11 protein-coding genes are annotated in these 17922 nt (G+C 74.8%); 5 read left to right on the top strand and 6 right to left on the bottom strand.

Annotated elements, in window-relative coordinates:
- Positions 1–159: 159 nt before the first annotated feature.
- Positions 160–5775 (bottom strand): cellulose synthase, encoded by a 5616-nt coding sequence (locus WME98_RS23280; RefSeq protein ID WP_437953256.1) that lies wholly within the window; start codon positions 5773–5775, stop codon positions 160–162.
- On the opposite strand from WME98_RS23280, the gene WME98_RS23285 reads away from it, so the two are divergent.
- Entirely contained in the window at positions 5735–6694 is a 960-nt protein-coding gene (locus WME98_RS23285) for a hypothetical protein (protein ID WP_437953257.1), read from the top strand. The genes WME98_RS23280 and WME98_RS23285 overlap by 41 nt on opposite strands.
- A gap of 217 nt (positions 6695–6911) precedes the next feature.
- On the opposite strand, the gene WME98_RS23290 is transcribed toward WME98_RS23285, so the two are convergent.
- Positions 6912–8489 (bottom strand): hypothetical protein, encoded by a 1578-nt coding sequence (locus tag WME98_RS23290; RefSeq protein WP_437953258.1) that lies wholly within the window; start codon positions 8487–8489, stop codon positions 6912–6914.
- Between the two features lie 326 nt (positions 8490–8815).
- Here WME98_RS23290 and WME98_RS23295 point away from each other — a divergent pair, with 326 nt between their 5' ends.
- The 4 genes from WME98_RS23295 (at position 8816) to WME98_RS23310 (ending at position 11878) form a co-directional block, all read left to right on the top strand.
- Positions 8816–9715, top strand: coding sequence for a penicillin-insensitive murein endopeptidase (locus tag WME98_RS23295; protein ID WP_437953259.1), 900 nt, complete (start codon positions 8816–8818; stop codon positions 9713–9715).
- On the top strand, positions 9712–10659 hold the full coding sequence (locus WME98_RS23300) for a DNA-methyltransferase (RefSeq protein ID WP_437953260.1): 948 nt from the start codon (positions 9712–9714) through the stop codon (positions 10657–10659). The genes WME98_RS23295 and WME98_RS23300 overlap by 4 nt, the downstream gene beginning before the upstream one ends.
- A 143-nt stretch (positions 10660–10802) precedes the next feature.
- On the top strand, positions 10803–11264 hold the full coding sequence (locus tag WME98_RS23305; protein ID WP_437937946.1) for a hypothetical protein: 462 nt from the start codon (positions 10803–10805) through the stop codon (positions 11262–11264).
- Positions 11261–11878, top strand: a complete 618-nt coding sequence (locus WME98_RS23310; RefSeq protein ID WP_437953261.1) for a hypothetical protein — start codon at positions 11261–11263, stop codon at positions 11876–11878. Before WME98_RS23305 ends, WME98_RS23310 begins: the two co-directional genes overlap by 4 nt.
- 43 nt (positions 11879–11921) lie before the next feature.
- On the opposite strand, the gene WME98_RS23315 is transcribed toward WME98_RS23310, so the two are convergent.
- From WME98_RS23315 to atpG, 4 genes are all read right to left on the bottom strand, one after another.
- Complete coding sequence (locus tag WME98_RS23315; RefSeq protein WP_437953262.1) at positions 11922–14213, bottom strand: tetratricopeptide repeat protein; 2292 nt, start codon at positions 14211–14213, stop codon at positions 11922–11924.
- Positions 14138–15508, bottom strand: coding sequence for a hypothetical protein (locus tag WME98_RS23320; RefSeq protein ID WP_437953263.1), 1371 nt, complete (start codon positions 15506–15508; stop codon positions 14138–14140). The genes WME98_RS23315 and WME98_RS23320 overlap by 76 nt, the downstream gene beginning before the upstream one ends.
- 643 nt (positions 15509–16151) lie before the next feature.
- A complete protein-coding gene (locus WME98_RS23325; RefSeq protein ID WP_437953264.1) occupies positions 16152–16757 on the bottom strand; it encodes an L-threonylcarbamoyladenylate synthase in 606 nt (201 codons plus the stop codon).
- A 195-nt stretch (positions 16758–16952) separates the two neighbouring features.
- Complete coding sequence (gene atpG, locus WME98_RS23330; protein WP_437953265.1) at positions 16953–17921, bottom strand: ATP synthase F1 subunit gamma; 969 nt, start codon at positions 17919–17921, stop codon at positions 16953–16955.
- Position 17922: the final 1 nt, after the last annotated feature.

A 17922-nucleotide genomic window follows, 5' to 3' on the forward strand; every position in this document is an offset into this window, starting at 1 on the left:
AGACAGGATACCACGCGCCGCCCGCGCGGCCGGCGCCGCGCGCCTCGGACGCGATAACGCCGCTCACGTCGGACAAATACGCGAGAGACGCAGCGGGCTTGTTCGAGAGGGGCGCAGCGCCCGTGTGCGCCGCTGTCGTCGGAGATGAGGTGGTGAGGTCTAGACGGCCGGCCACACCGAGCCCGCGCGGCGGCGCTCGGCGTAAGCCTCGGCCGAGAGCGCGTAGCGCAGGAGCTCGTTCGCGACCGGGTGCTGCAGGAGCAGGCGCGGCTCCTCGGTCGAGCGGGCGATGTCGCGATCGTAGCGGCGGAGATAGTCGATCGCGGCGAGCGCGTCGCCGGAGAGCAGGTAACCGATGCGGTACTCGCTCCGGCGCAGGCCGATGACGAACGCGCGCGCGTCGTAGGACACGTTGACGGTCGACGCGACCTCCTCGAGCATCTTGCGCTGCCGGCGGCCGATCGCCCGCTGCACGCCGGGGAGCATCTGCTGGGTGGCGTGCTCGCGCGCGGGCGAGACGGCGCCCGAGCCGAAGCCGGGGTCGATCGTGCGGAGCGACGCGAGCAGCAGGCCGTCGGTGGCCTCGGCCGGGATCTCGTCGAGGAACGTGAAGCCGACCGCGACCCGCGCGAACAGGCGCGCGAGCGCGAAGGTCTGCTCCAGCTCCGGCAGCTCGGTGAACGACGTCGGCGCGACGATGGCGGGGGGATCGCCCGGGAAGACGCGGGCGGCGCCCTGCCACGACGGGACGAGGTAGAGCTCGAACGCCTCGATGCCGAGCGCGCGGCCGACCCGCTCGGCGAGCTGCCGCGTCGGGTGGTTGTCGCGCGGGCTGACCCGCTCGCGCGAGCTGATGCCGAGGTTGCTCAGCTCGAAGCGGATCGCCTTGGCGGCGATCGGCGCGATCGCGAGCGCCACGTCGATCCACGGGCTCCGGGCCTCCGGCAGGAGCAGCCGGCCGATCTCGGGGCCGGCGAACGCCCCGGCGTACGGCGCCTCCGAGGGGACGCGCCTGCCCCTGAGCCGGGCCATGCGGTCGGGCGACACCTCGCCGAGGCAGGCGCGCACCTCCTCCACGGTGACCCGCTCCTCGGCGCGCCCGTCCTTGGCGAGCGCGGCCTCGAGCGCGGCGAGCGCGGGGCCGAGATCCGGGAGCCGGGTCAAGACCTCCGCGTCGGACGTGAGGACGTCCCGCAGCACCTGGACCGCCTCCGTGTTGCGCCCCGCGGCCTCGAGGCCGCGGCCGAGGGCGGTGCGCGACTCCGGCGGGGCGCCCGGGAGGGCGACCGCCTGCTGGAGGTGCGCGAGCCCGTCGCGCGGCCGGATGAGCAGGGTCGACTCGAGCAGGCCGAGCGTCGTCAGCCAGCGCGGATCGGGCGAGACCCGGCGGGCGCCGGCGAGCTCGATCAGCTGCGCGAGCGCCTTGGCGTACGCCGCCGCGCCCTCGCTCGTGTCGACGCGGTAGAGGCGGGCGAGCGCCGTCCACCCGCGCGTGTCGCTGCTCGGCGAGCTCACGATCGCCTCGCAGAGCGTGCGGACCATGCCCGCGTTGTCGCCGGCGTCGCGGTAGGCGTCGGCGAGGCGCAGGGCGGCCTCGACGCGCGCGCCCGGGTCGGTCGAGAGCTCGACGAGGCGCCCGAGCGCGCGCAGCGCGAGCGCGTGATCGCCGCGCGCGACGCCGAGCTTGTGCAGCCGCTCCAGCGCGGGCCGGTTCTGCGCGTCGATCGACAGGACCGCCTGGAGCGCGTCCTGGGCGAGCGCCGGGTTCGCGAGCGGCCCCTCGTACAGATCGGCGATCAGGAACTGCGCCGCGATCTTCGTCTCGGCGTCGGCCGCCGCGCCCACGGCGCGCTTCAGGGCGTCGCGCGCCTCCAGCCAGACGCGCTGCGCGGTGAGCAGCCGGGCGAGGAGGAGCTGCGCCGACGCGTCGTTCGGGATCGTCGCGATGACGCGCCGGACGGCCGCGATGCCCACGCCCGGGTCGATCGCGCCCGGGCGCCCGTGGTGCTGCAGCACCGACCGGGCGATCTCGGTGCCGAGCAGCGAGATCGCCTCGCGGCTCGTGGCCTTGCCGAGCGCCTCGCCGAGGCGGTCGGTGAGCCGCTGGGGGTCGCCCGCGAGCCGCTGGGCCAGCGCGCGCGCCGCGGCGACGCAGCCCGGGTCCGCGCGGAGCGCGCTCTCGTACAGCTCGAGCGCGCGCGCGGCGCCCTCGGGGGACGTCTCCTCGGCGGTGAGCTCCGCCGCGCGCACGAGGTGCATCGCCCGCGCGGGCTCGCCGAGGACGAGCTCGGCGAGCGCGAGCTGCGCGGCGATGACGCTCGCGCGATCGCCGAGGCGCTGCGCGAGCCGGTCGAGCCCGCGGGCCGCGAGGAGGCTCTCCGGCCAGAGCGCGAGGGCGCTCTGGAAGCCGGCGAGCGCGGCGCGCGCGGCGGCGGGGTCCGCGTCGGCCTGCGCCTCCGCGAGGAGCGCCTCCTCGATGAAGTAGAGCGCGCGGGCGGTGGGATCGGCGGTCAGCTCCCGGCTGTCGCGGATGGCGCTGGCGAAGAGGGCCTCGACCCGCGCCCCGGCCGGATCGGACGGGCCGTTCTTGCCGGCGATGCGGAGGATCGACAGGTGCGCGGCCGCGTCGCGCGGCGCCTCCTTGACGATGCGCGCGAGCGCCTCGAGCGCGGCGCCCGGCCCGAGCTGCTCCTCGAGCGACGCGAGCTCCCAGAGCGCGCCGCCGCGCGCCGACGCGGAGGTGAACACCTCGGCCTCGGCGCGGAGGACGGTCGCGAGCGACGTCGGCGCCTCGAGCAGCCGGTAGAGCTGCTCCAGCATGCGGAGCGCGGGGACGTGGTTCGGCACGACGGCGACGAGCCCCTCCAGGATCTCGATGGCCTGGCGCGGGCTGTTCTCCGCGAGGACCAGCGCGAGGGAGATCCGGAGCGCGTGATCGACGAGCGCCGGCGGCTTGCGCTCGAGCCAGCGCGCGTAGAGCCCCGCGAGCTCGCTCGCGATCATGGAGTGGGACATCCCCGGCAGGCTGGGCGCGCGCGCGCCGGTCGTCGGCCGGTGCGCGGCGGGCGCGCCGATGCCCACGCCGAAGCCGGCGCCCCCGGCGCGCACGTAGATGCGCTCCATGGCGTCGAGGATCGCCGGATCGGGCTGGCTCCCGGCGAGCGCGGCGTCGGCGCGGGCGAGCAGGCGCAGCGCGTCCTGATCGCGGCCGAGCGCGAGCTCCTGCACCTCGGCCGCCTGGAAGAGCAGCCGGGCGTGGTCGTCGGGCCGCTGCGCCTCGTCGGCGAGCGAGCTCAGCACCTCGACGAGCTTCTCGTAGTTGCCGGTCTCGCGGAGGAGCCGCGCGATCTCGATCCGGGGCAGCGGGTGCGACGGCCGCTTCCGCGCCGCCTCCCGGTACGACTCGACGGCGCTGTGCGGCCGCTTGAGGCGCCGCTCGTCGAGCGACGCGACCTCGATCCAGAGGCTGAACGCCGCGTCTGCCGCGGGGTCGCGCTGGATGAGCTTGACCAGCGCGCGCCGCGCCTCCTCGTACCGGCCGGCGCGCTCGTCGAGGCGGAAGCGCGCGCGGAGCGCGTCCGGATCGGCCGGATCGATCGCGAGCGCGCGGTCGACGAGCGACGAGGCCCGATCGCGGTCGCCGAGCTTGAGCTCGGTGACCTCGGCGGCGCGCAGGAGGAGCCGGCGCTGCTGGACCGGGCTGCCCGTGAGGTTGGCCTCGGCGCAGAGCGCCCGCGCGAGCCGCTGCGCGTCGCCCGCGCGCATGGCGTTGCGCTGCAGCGCGAGGATCGCGGCGCGCCGCTCCGGGTCGATCTCGAGGATCTTCTCGATCTCCTCGATGGCGCGGGCGGGCTGGGCGAGCTCGTCCTCCCAGATGGAGACGAGCTTCTCGAGCAGCCCGATCTTGCGCGCGGGGTCGTCCGTCGCGCTGGCGGCCTGCGTGTAGAGGTCGAGCCGCGCCTGCACGCCGCGCGGATCCTCCTCGACGGCGAGCGGATCCGGCGCGAGCAGCGCCGAGAGCGCGTCGAAGACGGAGCCGTTGCCCGGGTCGATCGCCCACGCGGCGCGCAGGATGGCGAGCGCCTCGTCGCGCCGCTTCAGGTGGTGCTCGGAGATGTCGGCGGCGCGGAGGAGCGCCGCGACGCGGACGTGCGTGGGCCGGTCCGCGTTGGCGACGGCGGTCCACACCTCGACGCGCTCGGCGTGGTGGCCGAGGCGCTGGAGGGCGCGGTCGAGCCGCTCCCGCGTCGAGCTGTCCTCGGGGTCGAGCGCGAGCGCGCGCGTCGCGTGGAGGGCGGCCTGCTCCGCGTTGCCGAGGGTGTCGTAGAGCTCCGCGAGGCGGACGTGCTCGTGGACGATCGCCTCGTTGTCGGTGAGGAGCGCGAGCTCCTTCTGGCGCACGCTGGCGGCGAGCTCGAGCGCGCCGCTCGCCTCGAGCAGGCGGATCAGCTCGCTGACCACGCGCCGCGCCGTCGGCGAGCCGGACGGGGCCCGCAAGGAGGCGCGCGTCAGGAGGGGCACCGCGTCGGCGGGGGAGCGGATCTTGTCGATGAGCAGCCGCGCCGCCGTGTAGAGCAGCCGCGACGCGCGCTCGTCGTCGCGCTCGTGCTCGGCCTCCATGGAGAGCGCGCTGACGAGGCCGACGATGCCGTCGTGGTGCACGAGGTGGCGGCGGAGCGCCTCCCGCACGGGGCCGGGCCCGGGATCGAATGCGATCGCGCCCTCGAGGGACGCGAGGGCGAGCTCCGGTTTGTGGAGCTTCCGATCGAGGACGGCGGCGCGCTCGACGTGGACCCAGGCGGTGAGCTGGGCGTCGCCGTCCGGCCGCCCGCGCCCGGGGGCGTAGGCTTCGGCGAGGCGATCGAGGTGCGCCGCGAGGTCCTTTCCGGCCTGCTCGGAGCCGCGCGCGCTCTCGCGGCGGAGGGCGATCTCCAGCCCGCGCAGCGACGCGGCGTGGAGCGGGACGAGCCGCAGCGCCTCGGTGAAGGCGTCGCAGCTCTCCGACGTGCGACCGAGCGCCTGGAGCAGGCGCGCCCGCTCGGCGAGGAGGTCGGCCCGGAGGGCGTCGGTGTCCGCGACGCGGAGCTTGTCCTCGACGACCTCGAGCGCGAAGGCGAGCTCGGTGCGCGCGTTGAGCAGGCGATGGACGCGCGAGACCGCGGGCTCGAGCGTGCGGGACAGCTGCCGCGCCTGCTCGTAGGAGCGGCGCGCGGCGGCGGTGTCCCTGAGCACCCGCTCCTCGTGGATGCCGAGCTCCACGAGGGCGCGCGCCGCGCCGACCGGATCGCTGGCCTTGAGCCGCTCGGCGCGCTGCTGGAGCTCCGCGACGGGGTCCGGCGCGGCGATGTGCGCGGCCTGAGGGCTCTGCGGGGCCGGCGTGGGCGCGCTCGCGGCCGAGCGCGGCGTCGCGGGGGCCGGCGGGCTGGCGGCCGAGCGCGCCGTCGCCGGAGACGGCTGGACGGGCGGGGCGGGGGGCGTGGGCGCGGCGGCCGGCGCGGACGCAGTCGCGGGCGGGATGGCCTGCGCGGGCGGGGCGGCCGGCGCGAACGCGGCGGCTGGAGCGGACGCAGCGGGGGGCGCGGCCGGCGCGGCCGGCGCGGACGCAGCCGACGGCGCGGACGCAGCCGACGGCGCGGCCGGCGCGGCCGGCGCGGGTGCAGCCGGGGGCGCCGGCGCGGCGGCCGAGTCGGGCGCGGGCTCGAGCACCGCGATCGGCTCGATCGACTCGACCGAGATGGGCGTCGGCGACGAGCTCGGCTCGACCGAGATGGGCATCGGCGTCGCGGTCGGGTCGACCGAGATGGGCATCGGCGTCGTGCTCGCGTCGAAGTTGACGGTCGCCGGCGACGTCTGGGTGGGCGCGCCCGGCTGCGAGCCCGGCGCCGGTTTGCCGGGGGGGCGGTTCGGGCTCGGCGGCCGCTGGCCCGGGACGCGCGGCACGCGGGCCGGCGGCGGCACGTCGCCGCGCGGCGCGGGCGGCGGAGCGCCGGTCCGGGTGGAGCCCGGCGCCGACGCCGGCGCCTTGGGGGCGCTGCTCGGCAGCGGCGGCGGTGGCCTCGACGGCGGCGCCAGCGGCGGCGGCAGCGGCCCGGTCGCGACGCTGCCGTCCTTGCGGCGGATCAGCGGCGGCGGCCGGCTCGGTACGGGCGGGGGCGCGCTCGGGACCGGCGTCCGGTTCGGTCCCGGCGGCGGCACGCTCGGCGGCGGCAGCGGGTTCGGCGGCGGCAGCGCGCCCGCGCCCGCGTTCGGCAGCGGGCTCGCGGTCGCGGGCGCGCTGGCGTTCGGCAGCGGGGTCGCCGTCGCCGGCGCGCTGGCGCTCGGCAGCGGGGTCGCCGTCGCGGGAGCGCTGGCGTTCGGCAGCGGCGTCGCCGTCGCGGGCGCGCTGGCGTTCGGCAGCGGCGTCGCCGTCGCGGGCGCGCTGGCGTTCGGCAGCGGGGTCGCCGTCGCGGGCGCGTTCGCGCTCGGCAGCGGCGTCGCCGTCGCGGGCGCGCTGGCGTTCGGCAGCGGCGTCGCCGTCGCGGGCGCGCTGGCGTTCGGCAGCGGCGTCGCCGTTGCCGGCGCGCTCGCGCCCGGCGACGGCTCACCGCCCGGCGGCGCGTTCGCGTTCGGCAGCGCGCCGAGCTTCGGCGTGCCTGTGCCGACGAGCAGCGTCTTCGCGCCGGACAAAGGTTGCGCGCTCGCGCGCGTCATTTGAGCGTTGTCGGCGTTGGCTTCCCAGCCAGCTTGGTCCGGCATTCCGGGCAAGCTGGGCAAGCCAGGCCGGCGCGACGCTCCCTCTTGCGGATCGTCCCCGTGGGCCACCGTCGCGGATGCTACACATCCGCGCGCCCTCAATCCACAGTCCAGGTGCCTGCGCGAGCCGCGCGCGCTCCTCTTTCGAGCGCCGGCGCGCTCCCCGATCCGGCGCGGGTTTACTTGTTGGATGGGGCTGTCAAGCCGCAGCGCAGCAGGCCGAGCTTCATCGCCTTTCCGGCCGGGTGCGCCACGAGCAGCGCCTCCTGGGAGGCCGCGATGGGCTCGCCGCGCCCGAGCGCCGGCTCCGCGTGCAGCCCGCCGGCGAGCTCGCCCCGCGCGGTGAGCGCCGCGAGCTGCGTCGGCCCCGAGGCGTTCGCGATCGCGAGCCACGCGGCGGCGCCGTCGCCCTGCCCCCGGACGCCGGGGAGGAGCGCCGGGACCCCGGCGCCCACGCCCAGCGCCGCCTCCGGCGGGGCGTCCTGCTCGCGATCGCCGCCGACGAGCACGCGCGGCTCGCTGGCGCCGCCGAGCCGCGCCAGCACGGCGCTGATGCGCCCGCCGATCGAGCCGCTCGGGGTGTCGTCGTCGCGGAAGGCCAGGAGGAGGCCGTCGTCGCCGGCGAGCGTCAGGTCGTACGCGAGCACGTGCCCGTCCTTGGGCGTGATCGCGCGCGGCGTGGACGTGAGCGCGCCGGCCTCGTCGAGCGGCACCACCTCGAGCCACTGGTGGGTGATCGTCTCGCCCGCCGCCTCGGTGTCCTCGTTGCCGTCGGTCGGCTTCTCCGCGGCCTTTCGCGCCGGCTCCTCGGCGCGCGCGACGTACGCGAGCCAGTAGCCGCCGGGCCGGCCGATCACGCGCGGCATCTCGGCGTCGGTGCTCGGCTGCGAGACGGGGCGGGCCGAGGTGACCGAGCGCAGCGTGCCCACGTCGGCGGAGGCGAGCATGATCCGCGACCGCTTGCCGTCGCGGGTCACGTCGTCCCAGACGATGACCGCGCGCTCGCCGGACGCCGCGATGTCGAGCGCGAGCGACTCGTCGCGCCCCTCGGCGAGCTCGGCCCCCCAGGTGACGTGCTCCCCTTCGATCCTGGCGACCTTGATGGCGCGCCCGCCGGCGTTCGGCTCGAGCATCGCGGCGAGGATCGCGCTGCCCGCGCCGGTGACGACCGGCGGATCCATGTCGCCGCGCGATCGCGCGAGCCGGACGAGCTTCCCCTGCGCGCCGTCGGCCGACAGCGTGGCCACCATCGCGACGGTCCCGCCCTCCGCCTCCCGCTGCGCGCCCACGGCGAACCCGCCGGAGAACGTCGTCCCGCGGCCGACCTCGACGGCGAACGGCGCGAGGTCCTCGGCGCCCTCCGCCTCGCCGCCCCCCGCGCCGTCGGGCGCGCGCGGGGCCGGCGGCGCGTCGCCGATGACGAACGGCGCCGCGCCCGCGGCCGCGCAGCGCGGCGAAGGCGGCTGCGGCGCCGCCGCGGGGTCGGCCGGATCGCTCGCCGCGGGCGCCGCGGCGCTCGCGCCGGGCCTCGCGGCGGCGTCGCTCGCGGCGGGATCCGGGGTGGAGCAGGCGCGCCACACGACGAGGCCACCGACGACGAGCGCGACGGCGAGCGCCCCTTTCCAGGCGACGCCCTCGGGCTCTTCCTCCGCGTCCGGCCGCCGATCCCCCGTCGGCGTGGGCGGGCGTCGATCCTGCGTGGGCGGGCGTCGATCCGCGCTCGTGTTCCCCTGGGGGGCGCGGTGGTTGGGCTCCATGGGCGGTGGGTGTTAGCGCTGATCGCGGCGTGAGGGCAGGGGGCGCGCGCCGGACCGGCGCCGCCCCTGCTGCGGCGCGCGCCGGACCGGCGCCGCCCCTGCTGCGGCGCGGGTCCGGCGCCGCCCCTGCTGCGGCGCGGGACCGGCGCCGCCCCTGCTGCCGGCCCGGAGTGCGCGGGCGCGGCGGGCGGGGCCGCGTCCTCGAGAACTTTCCCTCCGGCGCCGGCGAGGGTATCGCGGCAGGAGCGACGCCGGGGCGTCGCCGCGGGCCGCAAGCGCGGGCCGGCGCGGCGGGGGCCGGCGGCGCGCCCGATCGTCGTCTCGTCATGCGAAGCCGTGCCCTCCTCACCCTGTTCCTGCTGGCGCTCGTCGCGCTCTCTTGCGCGGCCTGCGTCGGCGCGTCTCCCACGCCGCTCGCCCCTGCGCTCCGCGGCTCCATCGGCGTGCCGCACCACGGCGTCATCACCGACGCCGTCGAGCTCCCGAGGCAGGGCGAGGGCTACCGGCTGCTCCGCAGCAACGGCGTCCGGTGGGGGACGGCCGGGCTGGTCGCCGCCGTCCAGCGCGCCGCCGCCGAGGTGGCGCGGGCGCGGCCGGGCGGCGAGCCGCTCCTCGTCGGCGATCTCTCCGCGCGCTACGGCGGCGCCGCCCGCGGGCACCGGTCGCACCGCACCGGGCGCGACGCGGACCTCTTGCTGTACGCGCTCACCCCGGACGGCCGCCCGGTGCGCTCGCCTGGCTTCATCGACTTCGGGCCGGACGGGCTCGCGCGGATCGCCGGCGGCGCGGCTCCCGGGTCATCCGGCGCGGACGAGTACGTCCGCCTCGACGTCGAGCGCGAGTGGCTGCTCGTGAAGTCGCTCGTCCGCTCGCCCGACGCGCACGTCCAGTGGCTCTTCGTGGCCCGCTGGCTCGAGGCGCTGATCATCGAGTACGCCCGCGCGCTCGGCGAGGACCCGGAGCTCGTCTGGGTCGCCGAGAGCGTGCTGCTCCAGCCGGGCGACAGCACGGCGCACGCCGATCACCTCCACCTCCGCGTCGCGTGCACGCCGGACGCGTTCCTCTCCGGCTGTCTCGGCGGCGGCCCGTACTGGCCGTGGCTGCCTGCGGTCCCGCAGCTCGTCCCGCCGCCGGACGTCGACCTCGCCGCCGCGATCCTCGACGACCTCCTGCCCGGGGGCGCCGCTGCGGGCTCCCGCGTGGCCGCCCCCGACAGCGCGCTGTGAGCCACCTCCTCGCCCTGGGCGACGCGGCCGACGTCTGCGCGGCGCTCCCTGCCGACGTGCGGTTCGATCTCGTCTACCTCGACCCTCCCTTCGGCGTCGGCACGACGATGGCTGCGCGGGCGGCGCGCGGGCAGGCGCGCGGGCGTCGCCGGCCGGAGAGCGGCCCGGACGCCTACGACGATCGCGCCGGCGCCGAGGCGCTCGTCGCGACGCTCGCCCCGCGCCTCGAGGCCATCCGCGATCGCATGTCCGAGGGCGCGACGCTCTACTTGCACCTCGATCACCGCGCGGTCCACGACGCGAAGGTCGCGTGCGATCGCCTCTTCGGCCGCGGCGCGTTCCTCGGCGAGATCATCTGGGCGCCGGGCAACGGCGGCCGTGGCGCGCGCGGGTTCTCGGTCACGCACCAGACGATCCTCCTCTATGCCCGCGCGGCGAGCGAGCGCGGCCAGGTGGTCTACAACGCCGCGGATCCAATGCTCCGCGAGCCGTTCGCCGAGACGAGCCTCGCGATGCATTTCAAGCACCGCGACGAGGACGGCCGGCTCTACCGCGAGCGGGTCCTCGGCGGGAAGGCGTACCGGTACTATGCCGACGAGGGTCGCCGGCTCGGGAGCGTGTGGACCGACATCCCCGGGATGGTCGCCAACACCCCGCTGCGCCGCGAGGGCACCGGCTACCCCACGCAGAAGCCGGAGCGGCTCCTGGAGCGCATCGTCCGCGCATCGTCCGCGCCTGGCGCGACGGTCGCGGACCTCATGTGCGGCAGCGGCACCACGCTCGTCGCGGCGGCGCGGCTCGGCCGCCGCTTCGTCGGCGGCGACCGCAGCCAGCTCGCGTTCGCGACGGCGCGCGAGCGGCTCGACCGGGAGGGGATCGCGTACAGCCTGCTCGAGGTGCCCGGCGAGCGGGCGGCCGAGTCGACCGGGATCGAGGACACATGACGTGGGCGCGCGACCGGGACGCCGCTGTTGGCTCGGCGACGGGGTGGAATGTCGCGCCCCGGGGAGAACGATCCGTGGACCGTCGCGATCGGCTCTCCGTGCGCTCGGGCGGTGGGCTGACCGCCGCGTGCTAGGCTCCGCGCATGGTCGCTACGGCACCCAGGGCGCAGGTCGACGAGTTCAGTGTCCGGGTGTTCGACGCCCAAGGCGCACCGATCATCGCCGGCGAGATCAAGAGCAGGCCGCAGGATCGACGGAGGGAGATCCAAGAGCTCCGGGAGCTGGCGCGCGCCGCAGGCTTCCACTACGCGCTCTTCGTGGATCTGAAGTCCGCCCAGCTCTTCGATCTCTCCGAGGCGCCGGATGCGCCGCCGATCCTCGAGCTGCCGACCCGCGCGCTCCTGGACGCCTATGCCTCCGGCATCGGAGAAGAAAAGGTTCTAGGACAGTACCTTCAGAGGATCGTCGACACCTGGTTCCGGAACCTCTTGTTCCCGATCCCCGACTATCCGAGGCCGCCCGGCGTAGAGCGCCTGCGCGAGCTCGGTCTCCTCTCGCGCATCGACGGGGGGGAGGCCCGTGTTGCGCTCGGAGATTACTTTTGATCCTCTACGTCGAGACGCACTGGATTTTGAGCTGTGTACAGGCCGAGGAGTGGGAGGCTACCGACCTCTTGCGCTTGCGTCCGGATCACGCGGCGCTCTCGGTCTACCTTCCGGCTTTCTGCATCGCCGAAGCGATCGCGCGGTTCCGGACCATCGAGCGAAGCGCCAACGAGTTCCGGGACCAGCAGCTCAAGAAGCGGCGGCATGACGTCAGGTCGATACAGCACGGCGAGGCGAAGCGACTCATCGCCGCGCTCGAGAACGCCATCGAGGAGCAGGATCGCCTCATCGGCGTGCTGTCCTATGAGTTTGACCACTTCATCGAGGCCATCTTCGCCTCCGACGTCGCGCTGATCCCGGAGAACCACGACGCCGTCAAGCGTGCCCACGGGTATGTGAGATCGCTCGACATGTCCCGCGGAGACGCGATCGTCCTCGGTACGATCGTCGAGCACGCCGCCCGGCAAAGCGAGCCGAGGAAGGCGTTCGTGAGCGGCAACTCGAAGGATTTCGGTCCGCGAACCGCTGCGTGCAGGGAGCTCGAAGGGCAAGGCATCCGGGGCTTCTCGCGCGTGAGCGATGCCCTCGGCTGGTTGTTCAAGGGCGGCGAGTAACCAGCGCCGCGTCCCCCAAGTCCGTCCCTGGTTCATCGCGCCATCACGCGCGCGGCGCGTTGCGTGCTTTCCGCGTGCCATGGGCGTCCTCGACGGCGTGGGGCTCCGCGGCGTCGGCCTGGCCGACCGCGCGCGGAAGCCGCCTCCCCATGTCGCGCGTCAACGGATGATCGGACCCGAGCTGAGCGCGCAGCGTCTCGTAGGCTCGACGGTGCAGCGCGATCCCGCGCTCCGTTTCGCCCAAGGCGAGGAGCACGGAGCCCAGGTTCCCCTCCATGGCGGCCACCTCGGGATGCTCGGCGGTCCCGTGAACGCGCTCGAGCAACGGGACCGCGCGCTCGAGCGCCTCGCGTGCCCCAGCGAGGTTGCCCTGGGACAGGAGCACCATGGACAGCGACGCGAGCGAGGCGCTGATGTCCTTCGGAGTGTCCGCCCCCTCGACGTTCGTCCTGATGCGCAGCTCTCGCTCCAGCAGCTGATGCGCGTTCGACAGGTCGCCTTGCGCGAAGAGGACCCGGGCGAGCAGGTGGAGCGAGTCGGCGATGCCGGGGTGCTCCTCCGTCCCGTAAACCCGCAGCTGGATGTCCAGCGCCCGCTCCAGGAGCTCGCGCGCTCCCTGCGAATCCGACTGCGCGAGGAGGACGCGCGCGAGGTCGCGCAGCGAGGCGGCGATGCGCGGGTGCCAGTGTCCGTGGGCCTTCGTCTCGATACGGAGCGCCCGCTCCAGGAGCTCGCGTGCGCGCGCCGCCTCGCCCTGCGCGAAGAGGACGCGGGCGAGGTCGCGCAGCGAGGCGGCGACGCGCGGGTGCTCCTCGGTCCCGTGCATGCTCACGAGGAGCGACGATGCCTGCTCCAGGTGCTCGCGCGCGCCGGTCAGATCACCGGCGGCGACGCGCATCTGGGCCAGCCAGCGAAGCATGTTCGCGTCTCCTGCGAGGGGCTCGCGCTCGTCCAGGATCGTCAGCGCGTCTTCGAGCTGCGGGCGGGCTCCCGAGAGGGCCATCGACTGGATCACGCCGGCCAGCTCGTCCATCAGCGCGCCGTGCTCCTCGATCTCGCGCTTCTCGGCAGGTTGGTACTGGGCGACGGTTCCGCGCAGGATCTCGCGGGCTCTGCCCAGCTGCCCTCCTTCGCCCAGCGCCACACCCAGCATGCGAGCGGCATCGACGCTGCCGCGGTCCTCTGCCAGCGCGCGCTGTGCCCAGTGAACGGCCACGAGCGGATCCCCCGACGCGATGGCGCCGCGAGCGGCATCGATCCAGCGGCGCTCGGAGACGAGCTCCTCGCATGGGAAATGGAGATCCCGGCGAGGTGCGATGTTCGTGCGCAGCAGGAACGTCCCCGGTCCTCCCGCCGGCGAGACTCCATGCGCGCTGCAGAGCGGCCACAGCCGCTTCACGGGATCACCTGCTGCGCGCGCGACGTCGTCGAGCCGCGCCTGCGGGAGCCCCGCCTTGAGCAGCCGGAAGGTCGTCGCGACCGCGTCGCGCTCCAGATCCAGCAGCGCCGCGAGCCGTCCGGCGCTCTCGGCCCCCGCGGCCTCGAGCTCCTGGATCGCCTGCGCGAGCGGCATCCGACGCGAGTCCACCTCCAGCAGGCCGATCCCGCCGGTGCCGGGCGCCACAGCGCGACCGCGCGCCACGACCCGTTCGGTCACGAGCGGCGCTCGCCGCCCAGCCTCCACGAGCGCCCAGCACAGGCGGCGCAGCTCGAAGAAGCTGTCGACCTCGCATGCCTCGATCCAGGCGTCGCCCGCCGCCCGGATCGCCTCGACCAGCGCCGCATAGGGCGCCGCCGCGGACACGCGCACCCGCGTGCTCGAAGGCAGCGCCGCCGCGAACGCCTCGTCGAGATCTCCTTCTTCCCAGAACATCCCCCAGCCCCGCTCGTCCGCCGCCCGGATCGCCCAGACCGCCGGCGGCCACGGCCCTCGCGGACACTCCAGCCGATGGGAGATCCAGTGGAAGAAATCGGGCGCTCTCCTCGCCAGCGCCGCCGACGTCGCCGCGTCGCTGAACAGGATCACCCTGAGCGCCCGCTCCGCCAGGATCGGCCGTTCCAGGTTCAGCCACCCCGCCTGCGCCGCGTCCGGCACGAGCACGACCGCTGCCCCCTTCGGAGCGCGGGCGAGCTGCGTCGCGTCCGCGTGCACCAGGAGCTCCGGCTCCTCCGCCGCGAGGGCCCGCACGAGCGACCCGAGCCGCTCGGGCCGCGCCCCGTCGACGAGGACGAGGACGCCCGCCTCGCCCAGCCGCAGGATCAGGCGGAGCCGCTCGTGGAGCGCGCGGTCGGCCGGAGCAGGTGCATCGTCAGGAGCGGGTGGGGGTAATACCATTCGGACTCGTTCGGGTAAGGCAGGAGGTGGCCGTACGTGAGGAGCTCCCGCGCCCTTCCGTCGGAGGGGATGCGGTGCCGCGAGTTCGCCATCACCGCCTCGAGCACCTCAATATGGCCTTCATCGAGCCCGGTCTCCAGCAGCCGGCGCATGCTGTCGAGCACCGCGTCGACGAGCGCCGGCGTCGCGCTCGGCGCGTCATCGAGCCACGCCTGCTCGGCGAGCGCCCGGATCAGCTTCACGAAATCGCGCGCCCTGCCGCCGGAGTAGTAGGCGAGCCGCTCCAGCTCCTGCCGAGGAACGAGATCCGGCGCGCCCAGGTCGGCGGTGCGCCGCGCGTAGAGCTCGCAGAAGAAATCGAGCCCAGGCCCGCGCTGCGTCGGATCGCGGTGATCCATGACCGGCTCGTTGACGAGCGGCAGGATCAGGTTGAAGCGCGGGATCGCGCTCGCCACGGGGCTCGATCGCAGCGCGAACGGGCCGCTCACGACCACGCGGCACTCGAGCTGCGCGATCATCTCCGACTCGATGAACAGCGCCTCCGCCCGATCGAGCTCGACGATCCGGTCCAGCCCGTCGATGAGCAGCAGGATCCGCATCGCCTTCGATTGCACGTGTCCGATGAGGACGTTGACGGCCTGGAGCAGCGTCTGCATCTCGGCGTCCTGATCGCGCCTCCGCCGTGCCGCCTGGCCGATGGGCAGGTTCCACTTGAGCGCGCCGGACGCGGCCTCGAGCACCTTGAGCCCGACCGCTCCTGCGGCCGCGGCGGGCGCGCCGAGCAGCGGCAGGCCTGCCGAGGCCAGCACGACCATCGCCTTCGCCAGCGCGCCCGCGTCCACGACGGCCTGCGCTCCGGGCGTCTCGGTCGCGCGCGCGACCTTCTCCCAGGCGGCCGAGAGGTCGGCGACGTACGAGGGGGGGATGGGGTAGGGGAGGAGCTCGCTGGCCGCCCGGACCAGGGCCAGGCCCGCGAGGAACACGACCTCCCAGGCGCCCACGTTGCGCAGGGCCTGCTCGTCGCCGACGACCTCGGCGAAATGCCGGTGCAGGTCGAGCACGATGACGAAGTCCTGGCCGCTGCGCGCCTCGGCGATGCGGAGGAGCTCGGTCGACTTCCCGGTGCCGGTCGTGCCGGTGACGAGCGCCCGCGTGTCTCCGAACGGCATGGCCACGCGCTGGACGATCCGGTTCGCGGGGCTCCGCACCCGCTCGGCCCGCCACGCCGGGTTGTCCGCCGGACGGAAGGGGTCGAATCGCTTGTAGAGGGTCTCCCAGATAGCCCGGCGCGACACGGCTCGACCTTAGCAGAGCCGCCTTCGGAGCACCTGCGCTGCTCCGGTGCGCCCGACGGCTCGCTCAGGCCGCACGGCTCCCGCGCGACGGGAGCGGTGCGCAGCGCCTCGTCTCTTTGGACGCAACCTCGCCCTTGGGCGCCCGGCAACGCCGCACGGACCGCGCCGGATGCAGCCACGCCCTTGAAAGGCCCCGCCCAGAGGCGCAGCGGCCTCCTTCAAGGCTTGAAATGGCCAACTCGGCCGCCCAGTGACCCATCTCAAGGCTTGAAATGGCCAGCTCGGCCGCCCAGTGACCCATCTCAAGGCTTGAAATGGCCAACTCGGCCGCCCAGTGACCCATCTCAAGGCTTGAAATGGCCAACTCGCCCACCGAGAAGCCCGTTTCAACGCTTGCATCAAGGTTTGCAGCCGCCCTGCCCGGCTTCCCCGTAGACCGCAGGCCCCCTGGGAGGGAGGCGTTCGCGCGGCACGGCGCGGGGGATGGGCCGATGTCTGAGCCTGGAACCTCATCCGTCCGGCGCTCGCGCCGGACGGATGAGGTTCCAGGCGAGTTCGGCGGGGCCCCCGCGCCGTGCCGCGCGAACGCCTCCCTCCCAGGGGGCCGATCCGCTCGGATCCCCGCGCGCCCCCAGGCTCCGCCTCAGACGAGCTCGTCCGTCGGCCCCGCCCCCTCGCGGACGATCTGCACGTCGCCCTGGCTCAGGTCGATCACCGTGGTCGGCACCGACCCGCCGGTCCCGGCGTCCAGCACGAGCGCGAGCCCCGGGAACCGATCGTCGATCTCGCCCGGATCGATGATCGGGTCCTCGCCCGGGGGCGCCGCGGTGGTGCTGATGAGCGGCCGCCCGAGCGCGCGGACCAGCGCGAGCGCCACCGGGTGGTTCGGCACCCGGATGCCGACCGTCTTCTGCTTGAGGTGCACGTACTTCGGCACCTCGCGCGTCGCGGGCAGGATGAACGTGTACGGCCCCGGCAGGTAGCGCTTGAGGAGCCGGTACGCCTGGTTCTCGACGATCGCGTAGCGCGCGATGTCGCTCAGATCGGGGCAGATGAACGCGAGGTTCTTGTTCTGCCGCATCCCCTTGATCTGGTACACGCGCTCGATCGCCTGCTTGTTCATCAGGTCGCACCCGAGCCCGTACACGGTGTCGGTCGGGTAGCCGATGACCTCCCCCTTGTTCAGCAGGTCGACTGCGCGCGCGATCTTGCGCGGCTCCGGATGATCGGGGTTGATGGGCTGGAGCACGGGACCGACACCATGGGGTCGCCCGGGCGGTTCGGCCAGTGCTGGCCGCGAGGAGCGACCAGCGCTGCCGGGCCGACGAGCGGTTGCTGAGACGGAAGAGGGCGGGGCGACGCCCCGAGAGACCAGCCGGCCGCAGGCCGGCGACGGCCGCGAGGCAGCCGTCCCGGGCCCGGCAGGCCCGGCGGACGCGCGGCGCTACTCCTTGAGCGCCTCGCTGCCGCCGATGATCTCCATGAGCTCCTTGGTGATCGCCGCCTGACGCGCCTTGTTGTACTCGAGCGTCAGGGTGTCGATCATCTCCTTGGCGTTCTTGTTCGCGGCGTCCATCGCCGTGAGCTTCGCGCCGAGCTCGCTGGCCATCGACTCGTAGAGCGCGCGCAGGATCGAGATGTCCACGTACATCGGGACGAGCCGCTCCAGGAGCGCGCCCTTGTCCGGCTCGTAGAGGAACTCCGCGGCCGCCCCGGGCGAGGCGTGATCGCCCGCGTCCGCCTGCTCCTGCGCCGCCCCGCCGGCAGGCAGGAGCTTTTCGACGACGACGGTCTGCGTGATCGCGCTCTTGAACTCGTTGTAAACGAGGTAGATCGCGTCGATCTCGCCCTTGTTGAACGGGGCGAGGATCTTCGCGCCGACCGCCTGCGCCGTCTCCAGGCTGAGCTTGTCCCAGACGCCGGGCAGGTACTCGAGGATGGGCGCGTTGCGGCGGTTGAAGTAGTCGCGCCCCTTGCGGCCGATGATCGCGAGCTGGACCTCCTGGCCGGCCTCGGTCCGGCTCTTCCACTCGCGCTCGGCGCGCTTGTTGATGTTCGTGTTGAAGGCGCCGCAGAGCCCGCGATCGCTCGTCAGCACGAGGAGCAGCACGCGCCGCTCCGGGCGGGTCACGAGCAGCGGATGCGCCGCCCCCTCCCGCCCGGCGAGCGCGCCCGCCTCGCCTTCCGCCCCGGTCCCCGCCGCCGCGGCCGCTTCCGCCGCGGAGGCCGCGACCGCATCGCGCGTGATCTGCCAGAGCACCTCCTGCACCTTCACGGCGTAGGGCCGGAGCTCGGTGATGCGCTGCTGCGCCTTGTTGAGCTTGGCGCCCGCGACCATCTTCATGGCGCGGGTGATCTTCTGCGTCGACTTGACGCTCGAGATCCGCTTGCGAATGGCCTTGAGGCTGGGCACG

This window comes from Sorangium sp. So ce296, assembly GCF_051529605.1.
GTDB classification, from domain to species: Bacteria; Myxococcota_A; Polyangia; order Polyangiales; family Polyangiaceae; genus Sorangium; species Sorangium cellulosum_D.

Excerpts from the sequence above, each read along its gene's own strand:
- WME98_RS23285 (WP_437953257.1), top strand. The coding sequence starts at position 5,735 with ATGGGCGTCGGCGACGAGCTCGGCTCGACCGAGATGGGCATCGGCGTC.
- WME98_RS23280 (WP_437953256.1), bottom strand. The coding sequence starts at position 5,775 with ATGCCCATCTCGGTCGAGCCGAGCTCGTCGCCGACGCCCATCTCGGTC.
- WME98_RS23305 (WP_437937946.1), top strand. The coding sequence starts at position 10,803 with ATGGTCGCTACGGCACCCAGGGCGCAGGTCGACGAGTTCAGTGTCCGG.
- WME98_RS23295 (WP_437953259.1), top strand. The coding sequence starts at position 8,816 with ATGCGAAGCCGTGCCCTCCTCACCCTGTTCCTGCTGGCGCTCGTCGCG.
- WME98_RS23290 (WP_437953258.1), bottom strand. The coding sequence starts at position 8,489 with ATGGAGCCCAACCACCGCGCCCCCCAGGGGAACACGAGCGCGGATCGA.
- WME98_RS23315 (WP_437953262.1), bottom strand. The coding sequence starts at position 14,213 with ATGGTATTACCCCCACCCGCTCCTGACGATGCACCTGCTCCGGCCGAC.